At 71.6% G+C, this 24615-nt stretch carries 30 protein-coding genes; 28 read left to right on the top strand and 2 right to left on the bottom strand.

Features of this window, described 5'->3' with window-relative positions; translation table 11 throughout:
- The first annotated feature begins 39 nt into the window (after positions 1-39).
- From ELQ40_RS13955 to glmM, 16 genes are all read left to right on the top strand, one after another.
- Positions 40-348, top strand: a complete 309-nt coding sequence (locus tag ELQ40_RS13955) for a PTS sugar transporter subunit IIB (RefSeq protein ID WP_127794229.1) — start codon at positions 40-42, stop codon at positions 346-348.
- Between the two features lie 88 nt (positions 349-436).
- Positions 437-703 (top strand): HPr family phosphocarrier protein, encoded by a 267-nt coding sequence (locus ELQ40_RS13950; RefSeq protein WP_127794228.1) that lies wholly within the window; start codon positions 437-439, stop codon positions 701-703.
- Positions 704-745: 42 nt separating this feature from the next.
- Positions 746-2428, top strand: a complete 1683-nt coding sequence (gene ptsP / locus ELQ40_RS13945; protein ID WP_127794227.1) for a phosphoenolpyruvate--protein phosphotransferase — start codon at positions 746-748, stop codon at positions 2426-2428.
- A gap of 25 nt (positions 2429-2453) precedes the next feature.
- The gene (locus ELQ40_RS13940; RefSeq protein WP_127794226.1) at positions 2454-3983 is read left to right on the top strand and encodes a PTS mannitol transporter subunit IICB; all 1530 of its coding nucleotides are present in this window, start codon (positions 2454-2456) and stop codon (positions 3981-3983) included.
- Positions 3983-4420, top strand: a complete 438-nt coding sequence (locus ELQ40_RS13935; protein ID WP_127794225.1) for a PTS sugar transporter subunit IIA — start codon at positions 3983-3985, stop codon at positions 4418-4420. The genes ELQ40_RS13940 and ELQ40_RS13935 overlap by 1 nt, the downstream gene beginning before the upstream one ends.
- Positions 4420-5565, top strand: a complete 1146-nt coding sequence (locus tag ELQ40_RS13930; protein ID WP_127794224.1) for a mannitol-1-phosphate 5-dehydrogenase — start codon at positions 4420-4422, stop codon at positions 5563-5565. Before ELQ40_RS13935 ends, ELQ40_RS13930 begins: the two co-directional genes overlap by 1 nt.
- A gap of 152 nt (positions 5566-5717) precedes the next feature.
- On the top strand, positions 5718-5939 hold the full coding sequence (gene infA, locus ELQ40_RS13925; protein ID WP_011186713.1) for a translation initiation factor IF-1: 222 nt from the start codon (positions 5718-5720) through the stop codon (positions 5937-5939).
- A 69-nt stretch (positions 5940-6008) separates the two neighbouring features.
- A complete protein-coding gene (rpmJ, locus tag ELQ40_RS13920) occupies positions 6009-6125 on the top strand; it encodes a 50S ribosomal protein L36 (protein WP_005050492.1) in 117 nt (38 codons plus the stop codon).
- 173 nt (positions 6126-6298) lie between these two features.
- Positions 6299-6679, top strand: a complete 381-nt coding sequence (rpsM, locus tag ELQ40_RS13915; RefSeq protein WP_127794223.1) for a 30S ribosomal protein S13 — start codon at positions 6299-6301, stop codon at positions 6677-6679.
- 35 nt (positions 6680-6714) lie between these two features.
- Positions 6715-7113, top strand: a complete 399-nt coding sequence (gene rpsK, locus ELQ40_RS13910) for a 30S ribosomal protein S11 (protein ID WP_127794222.1) — start codon at positions 6715-6717, stop codon at positions 7111-7113.
- 132 nt (positions 7114-7245) lie between these two features.
- Entirely contained in the window at positions 7246-8232 is a 987-nt protein-coding gene (locus tag ELQ40_RS13905) for a DNA-directed RNA polymerase subunit alpha (protein ID WP_127794221.1), read from the top strand.
- Between the two features lie 43 nt (positions 8233-8275).
- Positions 8276-8809, top strand: coding sequence for a 50S ribosomal protein L17 (rplQ, locus tag ELQ40_RS13900; RefSeq protein ID WP_127794220.1), 534 nt, complete (start codon positions 8276-8278; stop codon positions 8807-8809).
- 89 nt (positions 8810-8898) lie between these two features.
- Entirely contained in the window at positions 8899-9873 is a 975-nt protein-coding gene (locus tag ELQ40_RS13895; RefSeq protein ID WP_127794219.1) for a tRNA pseudouridine synthase A, read from the top strand.
- 136 nt (positions 9874-10009) lie between these two features.
- The gene (rplM, locus tag ELQ40_RS13890; RefSeq protein ID WP_127794218.1) at positions 10010-10456 is read left to right on the top strand and encodes a 50S ribosomal protein L13; all 447 of its coding nucleotides are present in this window, start codon (positions 10010-10012) and stop codon (positions 10454-10456) included.
- A gap of 35 nt (positions 10457-10491) precedes the next feature.
- A complete protein-coding gene (rpsI, locus tag ELQ40_RS13885) occupies positions 10492-10977 on the top strand; it encodes a 30S ribosomal protein S9 (protein WP_127794217.1) in 486 nt (161 codons plus the stop codon).
- 23 nt (positions 10978-11000) lie between these two features.
- Positions 11001-12362: a phosphoglucosamine mutase gene (glmM, locus tag ELQ40_RS13880; RefSeq protein WP_127794216.1), complete on the top strand. Its 1362-nt coding sequence runs from the start codon at positions 11001-11003 to the stop codon at positions 12360-12362.
- A gap of 60 nt (positions 12363-12422) precedes the next feature.
- Here glmM and coaA read toward each other — a convergent pair whose 3' ends face one another.
- On the bottom strand, positions 12423-13373 hold the full coding sequence (coaA, locus tag ELQ40_RS13875; RefSeq protein WP_240665805.1) for a type I pantothenate kinase: 951 nt from the start codon (positions 13371-13373) through the stop codon (positions 12423-12425).
- A gap of 64 nt (positions 13374-13437) precedes the next feature.
- Between coaA and glmS the strand changes: the two genes are divergently transcribed.
- From glmS to ELQ40_RS13825, 10 genes are all read left to right on the top strand, one after another.
- The gene (gene glmS, locus ELQ40_RS13870) at positions 13438-15288 is read left to right on the top strand and encodes a glutamine--fructose-6-phosphate transaminase (isomerizing) (RefSeq protein WP_127794215.1); all 1851 of its coding nucleotides are present in this window, start codon (positions 13438-13440) and stop codon (positions 15286-15288) included.
- A 48-nt stretch (positions 15289-15336) separates the two neighbouring features.
- Positions 15337-15708, top strand: a complete 372-nt coding sequence (locus tag ELQ40_RS13865) for a holo-ACP synthase (RefSeq protein ID WP_127794214.1) — start codon at positions 15337-15339, stop codon at positions 15706-15708.
- Positions 15705-16916 carry an alanine racemase gene (alr, locus tag ELQ40_RS13860; RefSeq protein WP_127794213.1) on the top strand — a complete coding sequence of 404 codons (1212 nt, stop codon included), beginning with the start codon at positions 15705-15707 and terminating at the stop codon, positions 16914-16916. Before ELQ40_RS13865 ends, alr begins: the two co-directional genes overlap by 4 nt.
- Positions 16916-17467 carry a tRNA (adenosine(37)-N6)-threonylcarbamoyltransferase complex ATPase subunit type 1 TsaE gene (gene tsaE, locus ELQ40_RS13855; RefSeq protein WP_127794212.1) on the top strand — a complete coding sequence of 184 codons (552 nt, stop codon included), beginning with the start codon at positions 16916-16918 and terminating at the stop codon, positions 17465-17467. Before alr ends, tsaE begins: the two co-directional genes overlap by 1 nt.
- A 9-nt stretch (positions 17468-17476) precedes the next feature.
- Positions 17477-18094: a tRNA (adenosine(37)-N6)-threonylcarbamoyltransferase complex dimerization subunit type 1 TsaB gene (gene tsaB / locus ELQ40_RS13850; protein ID WP_127794211.1), complete on the top strand. Its 618-nt coding sequence runs from the start codon at positions 17477-17479 to the stop codon at positions 18092-18094.
- A complete protein-coding gene (rimI, locus tag ELQ40_RS13845; protein ID WP_127794210.1) occupies positions 18091-18639 on the top strand; it encodes a ribosomal protein S18-alanine N-acetyltransferase in 549 nt (182 codons plus the stop codon). The genes tsaB and rimI overlap by 4 nt, the downstream gene beginning before the upstream one ends.
- Positions 18636-19688, top strand: coding sequence for a tRNA (adenosine(37)-N6)-threonylcarbamoyltransferase complex transferase subunit TsaD (gene tsaD, locus ELQ40_RS13840; RefSeq protein WP_127794209.1), 1053 nt, complete (start codon positions 18636-18638; stop codon positions 19686-19688). Before rimI ends, tsaD begins: the two co-directional genes overlap by 4 nt.
- Positions 19689-19818: 130 nt before the next feature.
- Entirely contained in the window at positions 19819-20289 is a 471-nt protein-coding gene (locus ELQ40_RS13835; RefSeq protein ID WP_127794208.1) for a DUF4190 domain-containing protein, read from the top strand.
- A 32-nt stretch (positions 20290-20321) separates the two neighbouring features.
- Positions 20322-21107 carry a DUF4190 domain-containing protein gene (locus ELQ40_RS13830; protein ID WP_127794207.1) on the top strand — a complete coding sequence of 262 codons (786 nt, stop codon included), beginning with the start codon at positions 20322-20324 and terminating at the stop codon, positions 21105-21107.
- Positions 21108-21115: 8 nt separating this feature from the next.
- Complete coding sequence (locus ELQ40_RS13825) at positions 21116-21694, top strand: DUF4190 domain-containing protein (protein WP_127794206.1); 579 nt, start codon at positions 21116-21118, stop codon at positions 21692-21694.
- A 122-nt stretch (positions 21695-21816) separates the two neighbouring features.
- On the opposite strand, the gene ELQ40_RS13820 is transcribed toward ELQ40_RS13825, so the two are convergent.
- On the bottom strand, positions 21817-23004 hold the full coding sequence (locus ELQ40_RS13820; protein ID WP_127794205.1) for a class I SAM-dependent methyltransferase: 1188 nt from the start codon (positions 23002-23004) through the stop codon (positions 21817-21819).
- A gap of 146 nt (positions 23005-23150) precedes the next feature.
- On the opposite strand from ELQ40_RS13820, the gene groES reads away from it, so the two are divergent.
- Together groES and rarD are read left to right on the top strand one after the other, a co-directional pair.
- Positions 23151-23447, top strand: coding sequence for a co-chaperone GroES (gene groES / locus ELQ40_RS13815; RefSeq protein ID WP_022889766.1), 297 nt, complete (start codon positions 23151-23153; stop codon positions 23445-23447).
- A 167-nt stretch (positions 23448-23614) separates the two neighbouring features.
- The gene (gene rarD, locus ELQ40_RS13810; RefSeq protein WP_370296404.1) at positions 23615-24571 is read left to right on the top strand and encodes an EamA family transporter RarD; all 957 of its coding nucleotides are present in this window, start codon (positions 23615-23617) and stop codon (positions 24569-24571) included.
- Positions 24572-24615 lie beyond the last annotated feature (44 nt).

Below are 24615 nucleotides of genomic sequence, written 5' to 3'. Positions count from 1 at the left end.
GTGGGCGATCGACGAGGACCGACCGGCGAAGGGGGCGGCATGCGCATCATCGTGGTCTGCGGCGCCGGCGCGTCGAGCACGTTCGTCGCCCATCGCCTGCGTATGCGCGCACGCGAACGCGGACTGCAGGTCGACGCGCGGGCCGCCACGGAGTCGACGCTCGCCGACGCGCTCGCCGACGCCGACGTGCTCCTCGTGGGGGCGCATCTCGCGGGCAGCGCCGAACGCATCCGCACGCTCGCGGCCGAGGCATCCGTGCCGTTCGCGATGCTGCCCGAGTCCGCTGCGGCGGACGACGGCGGCGCAGCCCTCGACCTCGCCATCTCGTCAGCTGGGGTGGGGTCGTGACCGGGCCGGAGCCGTGCGTGCCCCGACAGGGGTGCGCGGGCTATGGTGGTGAATCGGGGGACGGACTCCAGCGACGAGAACCGGGGACATCGTGGAACGCACAGTTCGGATCGGATCGACGCACGGGCTGCACGCCCGGCCGGCCAAGCTCTTCACCCAGGCCGTCGCCGCTTCGGGGTCGAGTGTCACCATCGCCAAGGGCGACGGGGCACCTGTCAACGCCGCCAGCATCCTCGCGGTCATCGCGCAGGGCATCGACCACGGCGACGAGGTCACCCTCGTCGTCGACGGGGGCGACGAGGCGCGCGTCCTCGACGATCTGGTCGACCTCCTGCTCACCGACCACGACGGCTAGCGGCGTCCGACCGTCTCCCGATCGGACGAGCGGGAGGACAGCGTGAACGAGATCCAGGGCACCGGCATCGGGCAGGGCGTCGCGATCGGGCCGGTGGTGCGGATGGCCGAACGGCTGCCCGAACCGGTCGACCGGCCGAGCCACCTCGACCCGGCACGCGAGGAGGAGCGGGCGCGCGCATCGCTCGCCTTCGTCGCCGACGACCTGCAGCGCCGTGGGGCGCGGGCGGGCGGCGCGGCGAAGGACGTGCTCGAGGCGCAGGCCATGATGGCCGAGGACGTCACGCTCGCCGACGACGTCGCCGCGCGGCTCGGTGAGGGCAAGACCGCCGAACGAGCCGTGTTCGAGGCGTTCGCGGCGTTCCGCGAACTGCTGGCCGGCATGGGCGGATACCTCGGCGAGCGCGCCGCCGACCTCGACGACGTGTCGCAGCGCACGATCGCGCATCTGCTCAAGCTGCCGGCGCCCGGGGTGCCGGATCCCGGGTATCCGTTCGTGCTCGTCGCGCGCGACCTGGCGCCGGCCGACACCGCGACCCTGGATCTCGACCGCGTGCTCGGTCTCGTGACGATCGACGGCGGCCCGACCTCGCACACCGCGATCCTCGCGCGCGAGAAGTCGATCGTCGCGGTCGTCGGCGCCGCGGGCGCCGGCTCGTTGGCCGACGGCGACTCCGTGATCGTCGACGCCGAACGCGACCTCGTCGTCGCCGACCCCACCACCGTGCAGGTGGGCGAGGCGCGCGAGCGCATCGCCGCGCGGGAGCGCGCCGCGTCGGCGCCCGTGACGCCGGGCCGGCTCGCCGACGGAACCGCGGTGCCGTTGCTGGCCAACCTCGGGTCGGCGGATGCCGCGACCGAGGCCATCGCGCTCGGCGCGGAGGGCGTCGGGCTGTTCCGCACCGAGTTCCTCTTCCTCGACGCCGACCGCGCGCCGAGCGTGACCGAGCAACAGGCGCAGTACGAGAAGCTCCTCGGCGCGTTCGAGGGGCGCAAGGTCGTCGTGCGCGTGCTCGATGCCGGCGCCGACAAGCCGCTGTCGTTCCTCAACGACGCCGACGAGGAGAATCCCGCGCTCGGGCTCCGCGGCATCCGCGCGCTGCGGCACTCTGAGGTCATCCTGCGCGAGCAGCTGACCGCGCTCGCCGCGGCCGACGCGGCGACGTCGGCGGACCTGCAGGTGATGGCACCGATGATCGCGACGGTCGAGGAGACGCGGTACTTCACCGAACTCGCCCGCGAGCTCGGCATCGCGACCGTGGGCGTCATGGTCGAGGTGCCCTCGGCGGCGCTGCTCGCGGAGCGCGTCCTCGGGGTCGCCGACTTCGCCTCGATCGGCACCAACGACCTGACCCAGTACACGATGGCCGCCGACCGCCTGCTCGGCACGGTCACCGCACTGCAGGACCCGTGGCATCCGGCCGTCCTGAAACTCATCGCCGAGGTCGGACGCGCAGGCGCCGCGACCGGCAAACCCGTCGGCATCTGCGGCGAGGCCGCTGCCGACCCCCTGCTCGCCGTCGTCCTCGTGGGCCTCGGCGCAACCAGCCTGTCGATGTCGCCATCGGCACTCGCAGACGTCCGCGCCTCCCTCGCGCGGTACGACCTGGACGACGCACGAGCGATCGCCAGGGCCGCGTCGGCCGCTGAGGGAGCGGCCGCCGCCAAGCTGGCGGCCCGCGAGGCCGCCGAATCCGCAGCCGCGGCACGCGAGGTCGTGCCGTGACCCGTCCCGAGAGAGGTCTCCTGTCATGACAACGACGTCCGACACGGCAAAGCGGCCCGGGGGAGCCCGCGTCGCCGTCCAGCGCTTCGGCACCTTCCTCAGCGGCATGATCATGCCGAACATCGCCGCGTTCATCGCGTGGGGATTCATCACCGCGCTGTTCATCGAGGCGGGGCCGTTCCCCGTCCCCGCACTCGGCGGCTTCCCGGATGCCGCGGGCAACGAATACCCCGGCCTCGTCGGGCCGATGATCACCTACCTGCTGCCCCTGCTCATCGCGAACCAGGGCGGCCGCATGGTCTACGACACGCGAGGCGGCGTCGTGGGCACGATCGCGACCATGGGCGTCATCGTCGGCGCGGGCATCCCGATGTTCATCGGCGCGATGATCATGGGCCCGCTCGCCGCGTGGCTCATGAAGCAGGCCGACAAGCTGTGGGAGGGCAAGGTCAAGGCCGGCTTCGAGATGCTGGTGAACAACTTCTCCGCCGGCATCCTCGGCCTCCTGCTCGCGCTCGCGGGGTTCTACGCGTTCGCGCCGGCGGTCGAGGGGCTCAGCAACGGGCTCGAGGCGGCCGTCAACTGGCTCGTGCTCGCCGGCCTGCTGCCGCTCGTCTCGATCCTGGTGGAGCCGGGGAAGATCCTGTTCCTGAACAACGCGATCAACCACGGCGTGTTCACGCCGCTCGGGATCCAGCAGTCGGAGGAGACGGGCAAGTCGATCCTCTTCCTCATCGAGGCGAACCCCGGTCCGGGCCTGGGCATCCTGCTCGCGTTCGCGATCTTCGGCATCGGGGCGGCACGCGCGAGCGCACCCGGCGCGATCATCATCCAGTTCTTCGGCGGCATCCACGAGATCTACTTCCCGTACGTGCTCATGAAGCCGATCCTGGTGCTCGCGGCGATCGCCGGCGGCATGGCGGGAGTCGCGACGAACGTGCTCTTCCAGTCGGGGCTCCGCGCGCCGGCCGCCCCCGGGTCGATCATCGCGGTGCTCCTCCAGACCGCGAGCGACAGCTACGTGGGGGTCATCCTCTCGGTCGTCATCGCGGCCACGGTGTCGTTCGTGATCTCCGCGATCATCCTGCGCGCCAGCCGCAAGCGCGACCTTGCCGCCGGCGCGGGCGACCTGTCGGCGGCGATCGCGAAGACCGAGGCCAACAAGGGCAAGGAGTCGGGCGTGCTGCACAACCTGCAGGCCGACGGTGCCGCCGCGGGCGCGGCGCTCGTCGACGAGGGCGAGCAGGCGGCGTTCGAGCACAAGCCGATCCACTCGATCGTGTTCGCCTGCGATGCGGGCATGGGTTCCAGCGCCATGGGCGCGACGGTCCTGCGGAACAAGATCAAGAAGGCGGGCATCGACTCGGTGACGGTCACCAACGCCGCGATCGCGAACCTGACCGACGACATCGACCTGGTCGTCACGCACCGCGACCTCACCGACCGGGCGAAGCAGCAGTCGCCGACCGCGCTGCACATCTCGGTCGAGAACTTCATGAACTCGCCGAAGTACGACGAGATCGTGCACCTGCTCGAATCGGAGGGAGTCCGCTGATGACCGAACAGATCCTCGCGCCCGGGGACGTCCGCACCAGGCCGGCGGCGGCGTCGCGCGACGACGCGATCCGCGAGGCGGGGGAGATCCTCGTCGCCGCGGGGGCGGTCTCGCCCGCATACGTCGACGCGATGCTCGAGCGCGAAGCATCCGTCTCGACGTACATGGGCAACGGGCTGGCGATCCCGCACGGTACGAACGAGGCGAAGGACGCGATCTCGCGTTCGGCGCTGTCGTTCATCCGGTACGACGAACCCGTGGACTGGGGCGGCGAACCGGCGCGCTTCGTGGTCGGCATCGCCGGCATCGGCGACGAGCACCTCGAGATCCTCTCGAAGATCGCGATCGTGTTCTCCGACGAGGACGAGGTGCAGCGCCTGCTCGACGCTCCGTCTGCGGACGCCCTCGTCGAGATGCTCTCGGAGGTCAACGGCTGATGCTCGCCGTGCACTTCGGCGCGGGGAACATCGGACGCGGGTTCGTCGGGCTGCTGCTGCACGAGGCGGGATACGAGGTCGTGTTCGCCGACGTCGACCATGCGCTGATCGCCCGGCTCGCCGAGGCCGACGACTACACCGTGCACGAGGTCGGCGCGGGCGCGCGGGATCACCGCGTCACCCGGTTCCGCGCGATCGACAGCGCGACGGATGCCGCGGCGCTCGTCGAGGAGCTCGCCGCAGCGGATCTCGTGACCACGGCCGTCGGGCCGCGCGTGCTGCGCCACATCGCACCGCACGTGCTCGAGGCGCTCCGGCGTCGACCCGACGGCCTCGCGCCGCTCGGCGTGATGGCGTGCGAGAACGCGATCAACGCGACCGACCTGCTGCGCGACGAGATCGTGGCGCTGGTCACGCCGGAGGAATGGCACGACCTCGCACCGAGGGCCGTGTTCGCGAACACGGCGGTGGACCGCATCGTGCCGGGGCAGCCCGAGGGGGCGGGCCTCGACGTGACGGTGGAGACGTTCTTCGAGTGGGCGATCGAGCGGCCGCCCTTCGGCGAGCACGCCCCCGCGATCCCCGGTGCGCACTTCGTCGACGAGCTGGCGCCGTACATCGAGCGCAAGCTGTTCACGGTCAACACCGGGCATGCGTCGATCGCGTACCTCGGATTCCTCGCCGGGCACGAGCGCATCAGCGACGCGCTCGCCGACCCGACGGTCTCCGGGGTCGTGCAACGGGTGCTCGAGGAGACGTCGGCGCTGATCGTCGCCGAGCGAGGGTTCTCGCCCGAGGAGCAGGCGGCCTACCGGGCGCGGATCCTCGAACGCTTCGCCAACCCGGAACTGCCCGACACCGTGGGCCGGGTCGGCCGGCAGCCCCTGCGAAAGCTCGGGCGGAAGGAGCGGTTCATCGAGCCGGCGGTCCGCCTGGCCAGGCGAGGCGACCAGGTCGACGCGCTGCTCGAGGCGGTGGGCGCCGCGCTGCGGTTCGACGAGCCCGAGGACCCCGAGAGCGTCGAGCTCCAGCAGCTGCTGCGGCAGGCGGAGGCACCCGAGATCGTCCACGAGGTCATGGGGCTCGAGCGCGAGGATCCGCTGTTCGGACGGCTCGTCGCGGTCGTTCGCGCGGCGCAGGCCTGACGGCCGGCGTCGACTGGCGCTTCGGGGTGGAATCGCCTATAGTAGACCCTTGGTGCTCTGCACGCTCGGTTCGGCATGCCCCTCGGGGTGCGTCGAGGCGCGCAGCATCATCGCACGACTGATCATCCCGCACCCTAAGCGATAGTGAGGCTATGGCCAAGAAAGACGGTGTCATCGAGATCGAAGGCTCGGTCATCGAAGCGCTCCCGAACGCCATGTTCCGGGTCGAGCTGACCAACGGGCACAAGGTCCTCGCCCACATCTCGGGCAAGATGCGCCAGCACTACATCCGCATTCTCCCCGAGGACCGCGTGATCGTGGAGCTGAGCCCCTACGACCTGACCCGCGGTCGCATCGTCTATCGCTACAAGTAACGGCTGACCGGAAAGTAACGGCCCGCGGCTCTCCGCGGGTACGAGGACAGCGAACGAAGGAACACGACTGTGAAGGTCAACCCCAGCGTCAAGCCCATCTGCGACCACTGCAAGGTCATCCGCCGCCACGGCCGCGTCATGGTGATCTGCAAGTCCAACCCGCGCCACAAGCAGCGCCAGGGCTGAGCCGCGGGCGCGTGCGCCCGAGGCCTCCGACTCACAACTGAACACGAGAACGGCAACGTCAGAACCGTCGATCCGATCCGCCCGAGGGCGATCGGCTCACGGGGACACCTCGGGGAGGAGGCCCGGGCACCGGCGTTGCTCCACACCTCCACTCACTCACAGGAGAAGCCACCATGGCACGTCTGGCAGGAGTCGACATCCCGCGCGAGAAGCGCGTGGAGATCGCACTGACCTACATCTACGGCGTCGGCCGCACCCGCGCGCTGCAGACGCTCGCGGACACCGGCATCGACGGGAACATCCGCGTCAAGGACCTCAGCGACGACCAGCTCGTCGCCCTTCGCGACTACATCGAGGGCAACTACAAGGTTGAGGGCGACCTCCGCCGCGAGGTCGCAGCCGACATCCGCCGCAAGGTCGAGATCGGCTCGTACGAGGGCATCCGCCACCGCAAGGGCCTCCCGGTCCGCGGTCAGCGCACCAAGACCAACGCTCGTACCCGCAAGGGCCCGAAGCGCACCGTCGCCGGCAAGAAGAAGCCCGGCCGCAAGTAACCGCTCGTTCGCCAGTCTCAGGAGATTTCAGAAAAATGGCAGCACCCAAGGCGGCTACTCGCAAGCCGCGCAAGAAGGAAAAGAAGAACATCGCCGTGGGCCAGGCCCACATCAAGTCGACGTTCAACAACACGATCGTCTCGATCACCGACACGACCGGTGCCGTGATCAGCTGGGCCTCGTCCGGCGGCGTCGGCTTCAAGGGCTCGCGCAAGTCGACCCCGTTCGCCGCGCAGCTCGCCGCCGAGTCGGCCGCGCGCCAGGCGCAGGAGCACGGCATGAAGAAGGTCGACGTCTTCGTCAAGGGCCCGGGTTCGGGTCGTGAGACCGCGATCCGCTCGCTCCAGGCCGCAGGCCTCGAGGTCGGCAGCATCACCGACGTGACGCCCCAGGCGCACAACGGCGTCCGCCCGCCGAAGCGTCGCCGCGTCTAACTCTCCGACGCCAGTCGCCTGCCGGCGCCCGAGTGGGCGCCGGCCCGGCGGCCGGCGAGCGTTCTCTCAAACTCAAGATCCCCACACTCGCAGGTGTCATATAGCGGACACCCTGCCGAAAGGAATCACACCGTGCTGATCGCACAGCGCCCGACGCTCAACGAAGAGAACATCTCGGAGTTCCGTTCGCGGTTCGTGATCGAGCCCCTCGAGCCGGGCTTCGGTTACACCCTTGGCAACTCGCTTCGTCGCACCCTCCTCTCCTCGATCCCCGGCGCAGCCGTGACGAGCATCCGCATCGACGGCGTGCTCCACGAGTTCTCGACCGTCCCGGGTGTCCGCGAGGACGTGACGGAGATCATCCTCAACATCAAGAACCTGGTCGTCTCCAGCGAGCACGACGAGCCCATCACCGCCTACCTGCGCAAGCAGGGCGCCGGTGAGGTCACCGCCGCCGACATCTCCGCTCCGGCGGGCGTCGAGGTGCACAACCCCGAGCTGGTCATCGCGACGCTCAACGAGTCCGCGAAGTTCGAGCTCGAGCTCACCATCGAGCGCGGCCGCGGCTACGTCTCCGCGAGCCAGAACCGCAACGAGTACTCCGAGGCCGGCCAGATCCCGGTCGACTCGATCTACTCGCCGGTCCTGAAGGTCACGTACCGCGTCGAGGCCACCCGTGCCGGCGAGCGCACCGACTTCGACCGCCTCGTGGTCGACGTCGAGACGAAGCCGGCGATCTCGCCGCGCGACGCCATCGCCTCGGCCGGTCGCACGCTCGTCGAGCTCTTCGGCCTGGCGCGCGAGCTGAACACCGCGGCAGAGGGCATCGAGATCGGCCCCGCGCCGGTCGACGCCGTGCTCTCGAGCGAGCTCTCGATCCCGATCGAGGACCTCGACCTGTCGGTGCGCAGCTACAACTGCCTCAAGCGCGAGGGCATCAACACGGTGTCGGAGCTCGTCGCCCTGTCGGAGTCGCAGCTGATGAACATCCGCAACTTCGGCCAGAAGTCGGTCGACGAGGTCAAGGACAAGCTCACCGAGATGGGCCTGTCGCTGAAGGACTCGGTCCCCGGCTTCGACGGCGCCCACTTCTACACGGGCTTCGACGACGAGAACTAAGGCCTCGTAGGCCGCACCAACCCCACTACCTGGAGACAACACCATGCCGAAGCCCACGAAGGGCCCCCGCCTCGGAGGCGGACCCGCGCACGAGCGGCTGATGCTCGCGAACCTCGCCGCCGCGCTCTACACGCACAAGCGGATCACCACCACCGAGACCAAGGCCAAGCGGCTCCGCCCGCTCGCCGAGCGTCTCATCACCTTCGCCAAGCGCGGCGACCTGCACGCCCGTCGTCGGGTCCTCGCCGTGATCGGCGACAAGGCCGTCGTCCACGAGCTCTTCGCCGTGATCGCACCGCAGGTGGCCGACCGCGAGGGCGGCTACACGCGCATCACCAAGATCGGCAACCGCAAGGGCGACAACGCCCCCATGGCGGTCATCGAGCTGGTGCTCGAGCCCGTGAGCCCGAAGCAGCGCGCCGCCAAGCCCGCCGCCGAGGCCGCTCCGGCCGCCGAGGAGGCTCCGGCCGCCGAGGAGACCGAGGTCGTCGAGGAGACCGCGACCGACGAGACCGCGGAGGTCGAGGAGACCGAGGCTGCCGCCGAAGAGGCTCCCGTCGAGGAGCCGGCGAAGTAATCTCGCTGCACTGCACGTGAAGGGCCCCGGGCGACCGGGGCCCTTCCGCGTCCCTCGGGCGGGCGCCGGGCCCGCCTAAGCTTGGGACCATGTCGACCCCCGTACCGCCCGCCGTGGACGAGGCCGCCGGTGCCGCGGCCGGTGCCGCGGCGGCGGAGCAGTCGGACGCCGCCGTGCGGATCCGGCTCGGGGTCTCGTACGACGGGACCGCGTTCAACGGGTGGAGCCGGCAGCCGGGGCTGCGCACCGTGCAGGGCGTGCTCGAGGCTGCTCTCGGAACGCTGTTCCGCCGGTCCGGCTTCGCGCCCCGACTGACGGTCGCCGGCCGGACCGATGCCGGCGTCCATGCGCTCGGGCAGGTCGCGCACCTGGACGTTCCGGCGGCCGCGCTCGAGGAGATCATGCGTCCCCGCCGCGGCGACGCCGACCGGGGCATCCCGACCGGCCCGGCCTCGGTGCTGCTGCGGCGACTGACCGGCATCCTCGGGGCATCCGACGCCGATGTCGTGGTGACCGGCGCCGCGGTCGCGCCGCCGGGCTTCGACGCCCGGTTCTCGGCCGTGTGGCGGCGGTACGAGTACCGCGTCGCCGACCAGCGTGCCGCCCGCGATCCGCTCGCGCGGAACCGGACGGTCTGGTTCCCCCGCGAGCTCGACGTCGAGGCGATGGATGCCGCGGCCCGCTCGCTCACCGGCCTCCACGACTTCGCTGCGTACTGCAAGCCGCGCGAGGAGGCGACGACGATCCGCACGCTCCAGGGATACTCGTGGGAGCGGCGGGCCGAGGACGGCGTGCTCGTCGCCCGGCTGCAGGCCGACGCCTTCTGCCATTCCATGGTGCGGGCGCTCGTCGGAGCCTGCGTCGCCGTGGGCGAGGGGCGCCTCGACGACGCGGCTCCCGCCGCACTGCTCGCGGCGGGAGAGCGCACGAGCGCGTTCAAGGTGATGCCGGCGAAGGGGTTGGTGCTCACGGAGGTCGGGTACCCGGACGACGCCGAGCTCGCGGCGCGCGCCGCGCAGACGCGGGCGCGACGTGAATTGCGTGTCGAGGGAGTCATCGGCTAAGATTGCTCTTTGGTGCCGTCACTGCGCGGCATCCGATGTTGAGCCCTCCACCGGGAATCGTTCACCTGCATCGCACGCGAACGCCCAACGGAGTGGGATTCACGAACCCCTCACTCGATCAGAAAGCAGCACTACTGTGACGCGCACCTACACCCCGAAGCAGAGCGAGATCCAGCGCGACTGGCTCGTCATCGACGCCACCGACGTCGTGCTCGGCCGCCTCGCCAGCCACTCCGCCGCACTCCTGCGCGGCAAGCACAAGGCGATCTTCGCGAACCACGTCGACACCGGCGACTTCGTCATCATCGTCAACGCCGACAAGGTCGCCCTGACCGGCCAGAAGCTCGAGCAGAAGAAGGCGTACCGCCACTCCGGCTACCCGGGCGGCCTCAAGGCCGTCGGCTACGCCGAGCTCCTCGAGAAGAACCCGGTCCGCGCCGTCGAGAAGGCGATCCGCGGCATGCTCCCCAAGAACTCGCTCGGCCGTCAGCAGCTCAAGAAGCTGAAGGTCTACGCCGGCCCGGAGCACCCGCACCAGGCTCAGCAGCCGAAGACGTACACCCTCACCCAGGTCGCCCAGTAGCCCGGCGCCGACGCGAAGAAGGATTCAGAGACACCATGGCGAAGATCGCAGACCAGATCGACCAGGCTCCTGAGAGCTACTCCACCGAGACCCCGGCCTCGGAGGCCCCCTCGGCTCCCCGCCCCGTGCTGAACGTCTCGGGCGCGGCCGTCGGCCGTCGCAAGGAGGCCATCGCGCGCGTGCGCGTCGTCCCCGGCTCGGGCGCCATCACGGTCAACGGCCGTGAGTTCGCGGACTACTTCCCGAACAAGCTCCACCAGCAGCTCATCACCGACCCGTTCACCGTGCTCGAGCTCTCCGGCTCGTACGACGTGGTCGCCCGCATCACCGGTGGCGGCCCCTCGGGCCAGGCCGGCGCGCTCCGACTCGCGATCGCCCGCGCGCTCAACGAGATCGACCGCGAGAACAACCGCCCGACCCTCAAGAAGGCCGGCTTCCTCACGCGCGACGCGCGCGTGATCGAGCGCAAGAAGGCCGGTCTCAAGAAGGCCCGCAAGGCGCCGCAGTTCTCGAAGCGCTGAGTCTGGCTCGGACGCAGAGCTCGATGCCTCGGCTCTTCGGAACCGACGGGGTCCGGGGCCTGGCCAACCGTGAACTCACGGCTGACCTGGCCCTGGGCCTCGCCCAGGCCGCCGCGGCGGTCCTCACCCAGGGGCGGCACGCCGACGCGAACCGCGCCGCGGGACGCCGCCCGGTTGCGGTCGTCGCGCGCGATCCACGCGTCTCCGGCGAATTCCTCACCGCCGCCGTCGCAGCCGGCCTCGCATCCTCGGGTGTCGACGTGCTCGACGCAGGAGTCATCCCGACGCCGGCGACCGCGTTCCTCATCGACAGCATCGGCGCCGACTTCGGCGTCATGATCTCGGCTTCGCACAATCCCGCGCCAGACAACGGCATCAAGTTCTTCTCATTCGGCGGCACGAAGCTGCCCGACGAGGTCGAAGACCGTATCGAGAGCTACCTCGGCCGGCAGAAGCTCGCGCCCATCGGCGACGGCGTCGGCCGCATCCAGCGCTTCGCGGATGCCGAGGACCGCTACGTCGTCCACCTGCTCGGCACGCTGCCGCACCGGCTCGACGGGCTCAAGGTCGTGCTCGACTGCGCCCACGGCGCCGCGGCCGGCGTCTCGCCGGAGACGTTCAAGGACGCCGGCGCAGAGGTCGTCGTCATCGGCGCCGACCCCGACGGCACCAACATCAACGACGGCGTGGGTTCGACCCACCTCGAAGGCCTGCAGCGGGCGGTCGTCGAGCACGGCGCCGACCTCGGCATCGCGCACGACGGCGACGCCGACCGCTGCCTCGCCGTCGACGCCGACGGGAACGTGGTCGACGGCGACCAGATCATGGCGATCCTCGCGCTCTCGATGCAGCAGCGCGGCACGCTCACCGACGACACGCTCGTCGTCACCGTCATGTCGAACCTCGGCCTGAAGCGCGCGATGGCCGCCAACGGCATCCGCGTCATCGAGACCAAGGTCGGCGACCGCTACGTGCTCGAGGCGCTCGGCGCGCACGGGCTGGCGCTCGGCGGCGAGCAGTCGGGCCACGTCATCATGAGCGAGTTCGCGACCACCGGCGACGGCGTGCTCACGGGACTGCACCTGGCCGCGGAAGTCGCCCGGACCGGACGGTCGCTCGCCGACCTCGCGTCGGCCATGACCGTCTTCCCGCAGGTGCTCGTGAACGTGCGCGGCGTCGACCACCACGCGATGGCCGACGACGAGGGCATCGCCGACGCCGTCGCGCGGGTCGAGGCCGAGCTCGGCGACTCCGGTCGCGTGCTGCTGCGCCCGTCGGGCACCGAGCCGATGGTTCGCGTCATGGTCGAGGCATCCGACGAGGCGTCCGCGCAGCGATACGCCGACGAACTGGCCGCCGTCGTGCGGGAGCGACTCCCGCTCTGAGCGGCGCGCCACCGTGTCGCGGCGCCGGCCGGTTCCGCCGCTTCGACGTGCGTTCGCGCGTCAGAGCTTGCGCAGGAGCACGCTCGACACCGTGTGGTCGGCGCTCTTGCGAAGCACGAGCGTCGCGCGCGACCGCGTCGGCCGGATGTTCTGCAGCAGGTTCGGCTCGTTGATCGTCCGCCAGATCTCGGCGGCGCGAGCCCGCGCCTCGGGTTCCGACAGCGACGCGTACCGGTGGAAGTACGACTTCGGGTTCGCGAACGCACCCCGCTGCAGCTTCAGGAACCGCTCCTCGTACCAGTTCGCGATGTCGCGGGTGCGCGCGTCGACGTAGATGGTGAAGTCGAAGAGGTCGCTGACCGCGAGTCGATGACCCGGCGCCGCGGGCTGCAGCACGTTGAGGCCTTCGACGATGAGCACGTCGGGCCGCCGCACGGTGATCTGCGCGTCGGGGACGATGTCGTACGCGAGGTGGGAGTAGAACGGCGAGCGCACCTCCGCTGCCCCGGACTTCACCTCGCTGACGAATCGGAGGAGCGAACGCCGGTCGTACGACTCGGGGAAGCCCTTCCGGGTCATCAGGCCCCGGCGCTCGAGCTCGGCGTTCGGAAACAGGAACCCGTCGGTCGTGACGAGTTCGACGCGGGGGGTGTGCTCCCAGCGGGCGAGGAGTTCGCGCAGCAGTCGCGCGATCGTCGACTTGCCGACCGCGACCGAACCCGCGACGCCGATCACGAACGGCGTGCTCTCGCTGCGCTCCCGGAGGAACTCGCTCGTGACGCGGTGCAGCGACTTCGTGCCGCCGACGTAGAGGTTGAGCAGGCGCGACAGCGGGAGGTAGACCTCGGCGACCTCGCGCGGGTCGAGCGGTTCGCCGAGTCCCCTGAGCTGGACGATCTCGGTCTCGGTGAGCGGCGCCGGGATCGACGGCGCGAGCGCCGCCCAATCCGCCCGATCGAGTTCGATGAACGGCGACAGCTGTCCGCCGGCCGGCGACTGGCGATCCAACACCCCGGCAGTCTACCGGCGGGGCTCGCCGGCCGAGCGCACAGGCCCCGCGGGTAGGATCGAGCCCATGTGTGGAATCGTCGGATACGTCGGCGCTCGCGAGAGCCTCGACGTCCTCATGGGGGGCCTTCGCCGCCTCGAATACCGCGGCTACGACTCGGCGGGCGTCGCGGTGATCGACGACGACGGCAACCTCGAGACGGCCAAGCGGGCGGGCAAGCTGCAGGTGCTCGCCGACGAGTTGGAGCGGCATCCGCTCGCTCCGGGCACCACGGGGATCGGGCACACCCGGTGGGCGACGCACGGCGGACCGACCGACCGGAACGCGCACCCGCACCTGGGCGACGACGGGCGGCTGGCGCTCATCCACAACGGCATCATCGAGAACTTCGCGGAGCTGAAGCAGGAACTGCTCGACGAGGGCTTCGCCTTCGAGTCCGAGACCGACACCGAGGTCGCCGCGGTGCTGCTCGGGCGGGAGGTGCGCGAGCACGGCGACCTGCGCGAGGCGTTCCGCCGCACGGTCGGGCGCCTCGAGGGCGCGTTCACGCTGCTCGCGGTGCACCGCGACGAGCCCGGCCTGGTGGTCGGCGCCCGGCGGAACTCGCCGCTCGTCATCGGCCTCGGGGAGGGCGAGAACTTCCTCGGCTCGGATGTCGCGGCATTCGTCGAGTTCACCAAGCGCGCCGTCGCGATCGGGCAGGACCAGATCGTCGCCATCACGGCCGACGGGGTGACCGTCACGGACTTCGACGGCACGCCGGTCGAGGTCGAGCCGTTCGAGGTCGCGTGGGACGCGACCGCCGCGGAGAAGGGCGGCTGGTCCTCCTTCATGCGCAAGGAGGTCCACGAGCAGCCGGACGCCGTCGCGAACACGATCCGCGGACGGATCTCCGAGGGCCAGGTGGTGATCCCCGAGCTCGAGTCCTTCGGCGACGACCTGCTCCGGGGCATCCGGCGCATCACGGTCATCGCCTGCGGCACGGCCGCCTACGCCGGGATGGTCGCGAAGTACGCGATCGAGCAGTGGGCGCGGGTGCCGGTCGACGTCGAGCTGAGCCACGAGTTCCGGTACCGGGACCCGGTGCTCGAGTCGGACACGCTGGTCGTGTCCATCTCGCAGTCGGGCGAGACGATGGACACGCTGATGGCCGTGAAGTACGCCAGGGAACAGGGCGCGCGCACGATCTCGATCTGCAACACGCAGGGCGCGACGATCCCGCGCGAGTCCGACGGCGTCGTGTACACGCATGCCGGCCCCGAGGTCGCCGTCGCGTCGACGAAGGCGTTCGTGGCGCAGATCACGGCGCTCTACCTCTTCGGGCTGCACCTGGCTCGGGTCCGCGGCACGCTGGACGCCGCGCAGATCGTCGAGGAGCTGGACGAACTCCAGGCGATCCCCGGCAAGCTCGAGACGGTCCTCGGCGAGTCCGAGCGGGTCGCGCAGCTCGCGCACTGGATGGCCGACACGCGCTCGGTCCTCTTCCTCGGGCGCCACGTCGGCTATCCGATCGCACTCGAGGGGGCGCTCAAGCTCAAGGAGCTCGCGTACATCCACGCCGAGGGGTTCGCCGCCGGCGAGCTCAAACACGGTCCCATCGCGCTCATCGAGCCGGGCCAGCCGGTGTTCGTGGTGGTGCCGAGCCCGCGCGGGTCGCAGGCGCTGCATCCGAAGGTCGTGTCGAACATCCAGGAGATCCGTGCGCGCGGTGCGCGGGTCATCGCCATCGCGGAGGCCGGTGACGCGGCGGTGCTGCCGTTCGCCGACGAGGTCATCCGCATTCCGCTCGCGTCCCCGCTGTTCGAGCCGCTGCTCGCGGTCGTGCCGCTGCAGGTGTTCGCGATGGAACTGTCGCAGGCGAAGGGCCTCGACGTCGACCAGCCGCGGAACCTAGCCAAGTCCGTCACCGTGGAGTGAACGGGGCGCGAGGGTGATCGGAGACGGGGCGTTGTTCGGAGGTCGGCGGTGATCGCGGGCATCGGCATCGACGTCGTCGACATCGCCCGGTTCGAGCGGTCGATCGAGCGGACGCCGCGACTCGTCGAGCGGCTGTTCGCTGAGAGCGAACGCCGGCGTCCGGCCCGCTCCCTCGCCGCCAGGTTCGCCGCGAAAGAGGCCCTGATCAAGGCGCTCGGCGGGGCATCCGTCATCCGCTGGCACGACATGCGGATCGTCCAGGACGCCGACGGGAACCCCGACTTCGCGCTCACCGGCGCGCTCGCCGAGCACGTCGGCACGCTCGGCATCGACCGGGTGCACCTCTCGATGAGCCACGACGCCGGCATCGCCAGCGCGTTCGTCGTACTCGAGCGACTCGACGACGGCGGCCGGCGATGAGCGGGACGGACCCCTCGGATGCCGCGACGCCGGATGCCGCGACGCCGGATGCCACGACGCCGGATGTCGCCGCCCGCGCCCGCCCGTTGCGCGAGGCCGTGATCGACCTCGACGCGATCACGGCGAACGTGCGCCGGGTGGCCGACCGGGTCGCCCCGGCGGCGGTCATCGCGGTGGTGAAGGCGAACGGCTACGGCCACGGCGCGGCCGAGGTCGCGCGGGCCGCGCTCTCGGGCGGCGCCGCCGGGCTCGGGGTCGCCGACCTGGACGAGGCGTACGCGTTGCGAGCGGCGGGCATCGACTCGCGGGTCATCGCCTGGCTGCACGACCCGTTCGCGGAGTTCGCACCGGCGATCAGAGCCGGGATCGACGTGGGCGTGTCGAGCCGCGAGCAGCTCGAGCGCGTCGCGGACGCTGCGGTCGCCGTCGGCCGACCGGCCGCCGTGCACCTGAAGGTCGACACCGGGCTCAGCCGGAACGGCGTGCCCGAACCCGAGTGGCCGGCCGTGTGCGCGCGGGCCTCCGAGCTCGAGCATGCCGGATCGATCCGCGTCGTCGGGGTGTTCAGCCACTTCGCGAACACCTCCCGCGACGTGGATGCCGCCCAGCTCGCGGTGTTCGACCGGGCGGTTGAGGCCGCGCGCAGCGCAGGCCTCGACCCCGCGCTCCGCCACATCGCCTCGTCGGAGGAGGCGTGGCGCGACCCGGACGCCCGGTACGACGCGGTGCGGATCGGCATCGCGATGTACGGGCTCACGCCGTTCGGCGACGGCACCACCGCGACCGCGCTCGGACTCGTCCCCGCGATGACCCTGCGCACGCGGGTCGCCGCGGTGCGTCGGGTCGAACCCGGGGCCGGGGCGTCCTACGGCCACCTGTGGACCGCGGATCGGGCGACGACGCTCGCGCTCGTGCCGGTCGGCTACGCCGACGGCCTGCCGCGGCACGCCAGCGAGCGGGGCGCGCACGTGACGATCCGCGGACGCCGCCACCCGATCGTCGGGAGGATCGCGATGGACCAGTGCATCGTCGACGTCGGCGACGACGAGGTGGGGCTGGGCGACGAGGTGGTCGTGTTCGGGGATCCGGCGACCGGTGCGCCGACGGCCGACGAACTGGCCGAGGCCGCGGGCACCATCGGCTACGAGGTCGTCACGCGCGTCGGGCCGAGGGTCGTGCGCACCCACGTCGGCGGAGCGGAACGCTGATGCGCTTCGAAGCGCCCGACACCGAGGCCATGGAACGGTTCGGTCGCGAGCTCGGGCGGGCGCTGCGCGCCGGCGACCTCGTGGTGCTCACCGGGCCGCTCGGTGCCGGCAAGACCACGCTCACCCGCGGCATCGGCGACGGGCTCGGCATCCGCGGTCCGGTGCAGTCGCCGACCTTCGTGCTCGCGCGCACGCACCCCAACCTGGGAGACGGGGCCCCGCTCGTGCACGTCGACGCCTACCGCCTCGGCTCCGCCGCGGAGCTCGAGGACCTCGACCTCGACTTCGATCGCTCGGTCGTGGTCGTGGAGTGGGGCGCCGGCCTGCTCGACGGCGTCAGCGAGTCGTGGCTGGAGATCGTGATCGAGCGCCGGGTCGGCGGCGAACCCGCCGGCCGGGGCGCCGGCGCAGCCGATCACGAAGACCTCGATGCCGACGAGCCGCGCGTCGTGACCGCGGTCGGGCACGGCCCCCGCTGGGCCGGGACGGCCTTCGAGGTCGCGCCCGACGCCGCCCCGACGCCGGGCGGCACCGCGCAGCCCGGCGCGTAGGCTGGAACCATGCTGCTCGCGATCGACACGTCGACCGGAACCTCGGTCGCGGTCGTCGACCACGACGGCGGCATCCTCGCCGAGCACTCGACCGACGACGCGATGCGCCACGCCGAGGTCGTCGGCGCGTTCATCCGCGACGCCCTCGACGATGCCGGCGTGGCGCCGACCGCGCTCGCCGGCGTCGCCGCAGGGATGGGCCCGGGGCCCTTCACCGGCCTGCGCGTGGGCATCGCCGCGGCGCATGCGTTCGCGATCGGCATCGGCCGGGCCCTCGTGCCGGTCCCGAGCCATGACGCGATCGCGTGGGCCTGGATGCTCGAGCACGGCCCGGGCCGGGTCCAGGTCGTCACCGACGCCAGGCGCCGCGAATCCGCGGTCTCGGAGTACGACGGCCTCGACGACGCCGGACTCCCGGTGCGCCTCGCCGGCCCGGCGCTGTTCCCGCGCGACGAGGTGCCCCTGCACGCGGTCCGCCACGACGCCTCGCTCGTCCGAGCCGGCGCCGTCGGCATGCTCGCCGAACTCGCGTTCGCCGCGGGGCGCCTGCCGCTCGCCGCCGACGAGCCGATGTACCTCCGCGCGCCCGACGTGACGCCGTCGGCCGGCAAGCAGGTGCTGCGATGAGCCGGATGCTCCGCCGGGCCGGCATCGCCGACCTCGACGGCATCATGGCCATCGAGCGGGCGACCTTCCCCGAGGACGCCTGGAGCGACGAGATGATGCGACGGGAGCTCGAGCAGGAGCACGGTCACTACCTCGTCGTCGTCGACGACGAGGAGCCGGGCACGGTGCTCGCCTATGCCGGGCTGCTCGCGGCCCGCGGTTCCGGTGAGGGCGACATCCAGACCATCGCGGTCGACGAGCGGTTGCGCGGGCTCGGCATCGGGCGAGCGCTCATGCAGGCGCAGGTCGCCGAGGCGCGCCGCCGCGGCGCCGAGCGGCTCTTCCTCGAGGTGCGCGCCGACAACGAGGCCGCCCACCGCCTGTACCGATCCCTCGGCTTCGTCGACCTCGCCGTGCGGCCGCGGTACTACCGCGACGGCGCCGACGCGGTCAGCATGCGGCTCGACATCCCGCCGGTGACGACCACGACGGCGGATGCCCCGGGTGCGCCCGCCGCAGCCGCCACGGCCGTGGATCGTCCCGTCCCGACCGAGGAGGCACCGTGAACCGCGAGGCCCCGCTCGTCCTCGGAATCGAGACGAGCTGCGACGAGACGGGCATCGGCATCGTTCGCGGCACCGACCTGCTCGCCAACGTCATCGCCTCATCGATGGAGGAGCACGCACGCTACGGCGGCGTCGTCCCCGAGGTGGCCGCACGCGCCCACCTCGAGGCGCTCGGCCCGACGCTGCAGCAGGCGCTCGCCGAGGCATCCGTCTCGCTCGACGACCTGGACGCGGTCGCGGTGACGAGCGGGCCAGGCCTCGCCGGAGCGCTCATGGTCGGCGTGGGCGCCGCCAAGGGACTCGCGCTCTCGCTCGGCAAGCCCCTCTACGCGGTGAATCACCTCGTCGGGCACGTCGGCGCCGACCTGCTGGACTCCGACGCGCCACTCGAGACGCCGACGGTCGCATTGCTCGTCTCCGGCGGGCACACGTCGCTCCTGCTCGTGCGAGACCTCGTCTCCGACGTCGAGTTGCTCGGCGAGACCATCGACGACGCGGCCGGCGAGGCATTCGACAAGGTGGCGCGGCTCCTCGGCCTCCCGTACCCGGGCGGCCCCGAGATCGACCGGGCCGCCATCGGCGGCGATCCGGCCGCCATCCGGTTCCCGCGCGGGCTCACGAAGCCGAAGGACCTCGAACGGCACCGGTACGACTTCAGCTTCTCCGGGCTCAAGACCGCGGTCGCCAGGTGGGTCGAGCAGCGCCGTGCAGCCGGAGAACCCGTGCCCATGGCCGACGTCGCGGCGAGCTTCCGCGAGGCGGTCGTCGACGTGCTCGTCGGCAAGGCGCTCGCCGCGTGCGCCGACCTCGGCGTGCCGCGCCTGCTGCTCGGCGGCGGCGTCGTCGCCAACGCCCGGCTTCGGGCGGTGGCGGAGGAGCGGGCCGCCGCCGCGGGCGTCGAGCTGCGGATCCCGCCGCTGTCCCTGTGCACCGACAACGGTGCGATGATCGCCGCCCTCGGTGCGCAGCTGGTGATGGCCGGGCGGGCGCCGTCCGAGCTCGGGTTCGGCGCGGACTCGACGCTGCCGGTCACCGACATCCGCGTGTGACGCACGGGGAGTGCTCCCCTCGCGGCGGGCGAGCGGGTCGCGCTAGGGTGAACGCGAGGGGCGGGGATGTCGCGCGCGATCGCGCACCGCATCGTGCCGCCGAATTCCGCAGCATCCGAAGGAGCCGCACGTGACCGACCCGAACGCACCTGGGCAGCCGACTCCGCCGGCGAACGGCACCCCCGCGGCGCCTCCGCCGTACGGCGGCGCCCCCGTGCCGCCGCCTGCGCCGCCCGCCGCGCCGGCGTACGGCGCTCCTGCCGGTGGGCAGCAGCCGTACGGTGCGCCGGCGTACGGGGCTCCGGCATACGGGGCTCCCGCATACGGGGCGCCGGCCTACGGCGGCCCGCCCGCCGCGCCGCGCACGAACGTGCTGGCGATCGTCTCGCTCGTCTCGGCGTTCTTCATCTCGCTCGCGGCGATCATCACGGGCCACATCGCCCTCAACCAGATCAAGAAGACCGGTGAGAACGGGCGCGGACTCGCGATCGCCGGCCTCATCATCGGCTACGTCGGACTGGTCGCGGGGATCATCTTCTTCGTCGTCTACGTCGTGATCATCATCGGCCTCGCCGCGACGTCCGGTGTGACCACCTACTGAGATACGGCTCGCATCGAGAGGGAGGGACCGACATGACCGATCCGAAGGAACCCGGCGAGCAGCCCGAGGTGCCGGCCGGCGAAGCTGCGGGGGAGCCGACGAGCGCCTCCGAGGCGGCCGCCGTGTCAGAGCCGCCTGCCGTTTCCGAGCCGCCCGCCGTGCCCGAGCCGCCCGCGGCTGCATCGGCGGAACCACCGAGCGTGCCGGAGCCGCCTGCGGTGTCCGAGCCGGCCGTGGCCGCGTCGGCGGAACCGCCGAGCGTGCCGGAGCCGCCTGCGGCGCCGGAACCGCCCGCGGTGCCCGAGCCGCCCGCCGCGCCGGAACCGCCTGCCGCTCCCGAGCCGCCCGCGTACACGGCACCCGAGGCGCCGGCCTTCGCCGCGGCCGCAGGGGCCGCGGCGGCACCGCAGCCGCGGCCGCAGCCGGCCTACGGTGCGCCCGCAGGCCAGCCGGCCTACGGCGCCCCGACGCCGCCGGCCGCGCCGCCCGCGTACGGGTCACCCGCCTACGGCGCGCCGGTCGCGCCCGCGAAGCCGACCCCGGTGTTCAGCCTCATCTCACTGATCGCCGGCATCGTCGGCGTCGTGTTCTCGCTCGCCGTCGTATGGATCCCGTTCGTCGGCGGCATCCTCCAGCTGTTCGTCCCGGCAGCGGCAGTGGTGCTCGGCTTCATGGGCAAGAAGAAGGAACCGCAGGCGAGGGGCATGTGGTTGACCGGCATCATCCTGGGCTTCGTCGGCATCGCCATCGGCCTGCTGTCGATCCTGCTCTGGGCGCTGACCTTCGCCGCGATCGGCTCCAACCCCTACACCTACTGAGCGCTCCGATGAACGACGGACGCCACGAGGTCCCGCCCGACGGCGGGACCTCCGGCCCGTCGCCGGAACCCGCCCCGGCGGACGACGACTTCATCCGCGCGCCGATCCCGCCCGATCCGCTCGTCGACCGTGCCGCCGAATCCGACCCGCTCGCGCCCTACCGCCCCGGCGGTGCCACGCTGCAGGCCGACGACGCGATGCTGCAACCGGACGGACCCGGCCGCGAGTTCGAGGAGAACTTCGACACCGGGCGCCTGCAGCAGCTGCCGACCGGTCAGCTGCTCATCGTGCACCGCGCAGCGCCGGCACCCGCTCCGGCCGACATCGAAGAGGAAGACGTCCAGCGACGGGTCTACAGCTGGGTCGGCGCGGTCACCGGATCGATCGGAGCCGTCGCGTCGCTCTTCGTCGGCTGGATGCTCCCGCTGACGTTCGTCGCGATCATCTTCGGAGTGCTGGGGCTGCGCCGCGAGGAATCGGGGCGCACGCTCGCCTTCGTCGCGATCGGAACCGGCGTCACCGGGCTCGTGTTCTCGGCGGTCTGGATCGGCTACTACGCCATCGTCTACGGCGCGCTGCCGAGCTGACGTACGAAGGCTGGATCGGCGCGGTGCTGCCGGCGCGCATCGTGTACGGCGCGCTGCCGAGCTGACGTACGAAGGCTGGATCGGCGCGCTGCCGAGCTGACGCGTCAGCGGGGTACGCCCGCTCAGATCCGCTCGACGAGCAGGGTCACCCGCCGTCCGCCCTCCCGGGTGATCACGATGGTGGCGGATTCGCCACCGCGGAGGCGGAGCTTCGAGCGCAGGGTCGCCGGATCCACGTCGACCCCTCGCTTCTTGATCTCGAGCGTGCCGATCCGGCGCTCGGCGAGGGCCTGGCGCAGCTGCCGCTCGTCATTGGGTAGTCGCTCGAGCACGCGGAACCCTCGGGCGAAGGATGAGTCGACGGCGCGGTCCGCGGTGATCCACGCGATGCCGTCGGAGAGCATCCACCCGCCCATCGACCGCGCGAGATCGCCGATCAGCCGTGCACGGATGACTGCGCCGTCAGGCTCGTACAGGAAGTCGCCGAGCGGGCCGGTCGGGGCATCCTCACTGTCGGCGCCCGCGGTCAGCTCGGCCGCCTGGTCGCCGCGGATGACGAGCGCCGCACGCCCGACACCCGGGCGCGCCACCGGGCCGAACCAGACGCCGAGCTCGACGACATCCCCGTCGACTGACACCCACTGCGCTTCGGTTCCCGACGGGATCACCTCGCGGTCGGTGCCCGGCCCCAGCTTCACGCCCACCGCCATGCGGTCGGCGAGGCCGTACGCGAAGTCGAGCGATGGCGTGTAGTCGGAAGGATCGGCCAGACGGGTCGTCCTGCCGCCCGCGGTGGTCCGGCGAGCGGGATCGAGCCAGGCGCCGCCGATGCCGCCGAGCGGCACCTCCTCCGCGCGGGCGTGCAGCACTCGGGCCCGCACGAACGGCGTGAGGTTGAACGAGGCGATGGCTGCGGTCACCTCGTCGGCCTCGGCGGCGGTCACCTCGAGGTCGACGGCGGCCATCGCGAGGGAGTCGCCGCCGATGCCGCAGCCGAGGTCGGCGACGTGTCCGATGCCCGCCCGGGCGAAGCGCCCGGCGTGCAGGGCGGCCACCTTGAGGCGTGTCGCCTGCTCGAGGCCGGCTTCGGTGAAGAGCATCCGCTGCGCGAACTCGCCGAACTTCGCCCGGGCGCGGGTGCGGAGCCTGGCCTGGCTGAGGACCGCCGCGACGAGGCCGGGGGAGTGGCCGTCCTTGCGCAGGTCGGCGACCAGGCGCACGACGTCGGCCTTCGAGTCCCACTCGGGCATGGCGTCCAGCAGGTGCAGGCCCTCGGGCGAGAGCAGTTCGACGAGCTCGGCGCGATCCACCCGGCAACGCTAGCACCGAGGTCCGCTGGCACTCACGTTGCATGAGTGCCAGAGACTGCCTACACTCGGTATTAGCACTCTCGCACTGAGGCTGCTAACCCAGTCTTCGTCAAGACAGCACCTATCTCACAGAAAAGGGGTCAACCGTGTCGGTTTCCATCAAGCCGCTCGAGGATCGCATCGTCATCAAGCAGGTCGAGGCCGAGCAGACCACCGCCTCCGGTCTGGTGATCCCCGACACCGCGAAGGAGAAGCCCCAGGAGGGCGAGGTCGTCGCGGTGGGCCCGGGCCGCATCGACGACAACGGCAACCGTGTTCCGCTCGACGTCGCAGTCGGCGACAAGGTCATCTACTCGAAGTACGGCGGCACCGAGGTCAAGTTCGGCGGCGAGGACTTCCTCGTCCTGTCGGCTCGCGACGTGCTCGCGGTCGTCGTTCGCTGATCACGACGCACTCCACGAGGGCCGGTCACCGTCTGGTGACCGGCCCTCGTCGCGTCCGGGGCACCGGATGCCTCGGCTTCGATGCCCGCGGGACGTCGTGCCGGCCGCAGGCACGGGATACTGCGGCGGATGCCTGCCGCGTCGGCGGGCGCGCGTAGGCTGCATCGGTGAGCTCCTCCTCGTCCGACGCCGGTGCGATCGCCCGCCCGGCACCCGCGCAGGGCGGCGCGGGCTACGCGTACGCCGTCGCCGCCTACCTGCTCTGGGGCATCCTGCCCGTGTACTTCCTCGCGCTCGCCCCGACGGGGCCCTTCGAGATCGTGGCATGGCGCATCCTGCTCTCCCTCGTCTTCTGCGCGCTCCTGCTGACCGTCACGCGTGCGTGGAAGGTCTTCGGCGGGCTGCTGCGCGACCGCCGCGTGGTGCTCACGATGGGTCTCGCCGGCGTGCTCATCTTCGTGAACTGGCAGACCTACGTCTACGCGACGCTCTCCGGGCAGGTGGTCGAGGCCGCCCTCGGGTACTTCATCAATCCGATCGTCACCGTCTTCCTCGGCGTCCTCGTGCTGCGCGAGCGGCTCCGAGTCACCCAATGGATCGCCGTCGGAATCAGCATCGTCGCGGTCATCGTGCTCGCCATCGGCTACGGCCGGCTCCCGTGGATCGCGCTCGTCCTCGCCTTCTCGTTCGGCCTGTACGGGCTGATCAAGAAGCGCGTGGGGCCGAAGGTCGACGCCGTCTCGGGGCTTACGCTGGAGACCGCGTGGCTCGCGCCGGTCGCGGCGGTCCAGCTCGTCGTCGTCGCGGCGACCTCGGGAGGCCTCACGCTCGGGGGTCACGGCGCGTGGCATGCGACCCTGCTGCTGCTCGCCGGCGCCGTCACGGCCGTCCCACTCCTGCTCTTCGCCGCGGCGTCGAGGCGGCTCCCGCTCACGCATCTCGGATTCATCCAGTACTTCGCCCCGTTCATCCAGTTCCTGGTCGGCGTCTACGTGCTCCACGAGTCGATGCCGCCCGAGCGATGGGTCGGATTCGGGCTGGTGTGGCTGGCGCTCATCGTGCTGACGGTCGACCTCGCTCGGAACGCCCGTGCCGCGCGCCGGGAGCTGGTCGAGCCCGTCTGATCCGCTCCGCGGAGGTCGCGCGCCACCCGAAGTGGGGGCGCGCG

It is taken from the genome of Agromyces sp. LHK192 (assembly GCF_004006235.1).
Taxonomy (GTDB): domain Bacteria; phylum Actinomycetota; class Actinomycetes; order Actinomycetales; family Microbacteriaceae; genus Agromyces.
The sequence above is the reverse complement of the archived record's forward strand: the minus strand, read 5'-3'. Positions and strand labels throughout refer to the sequence as shown.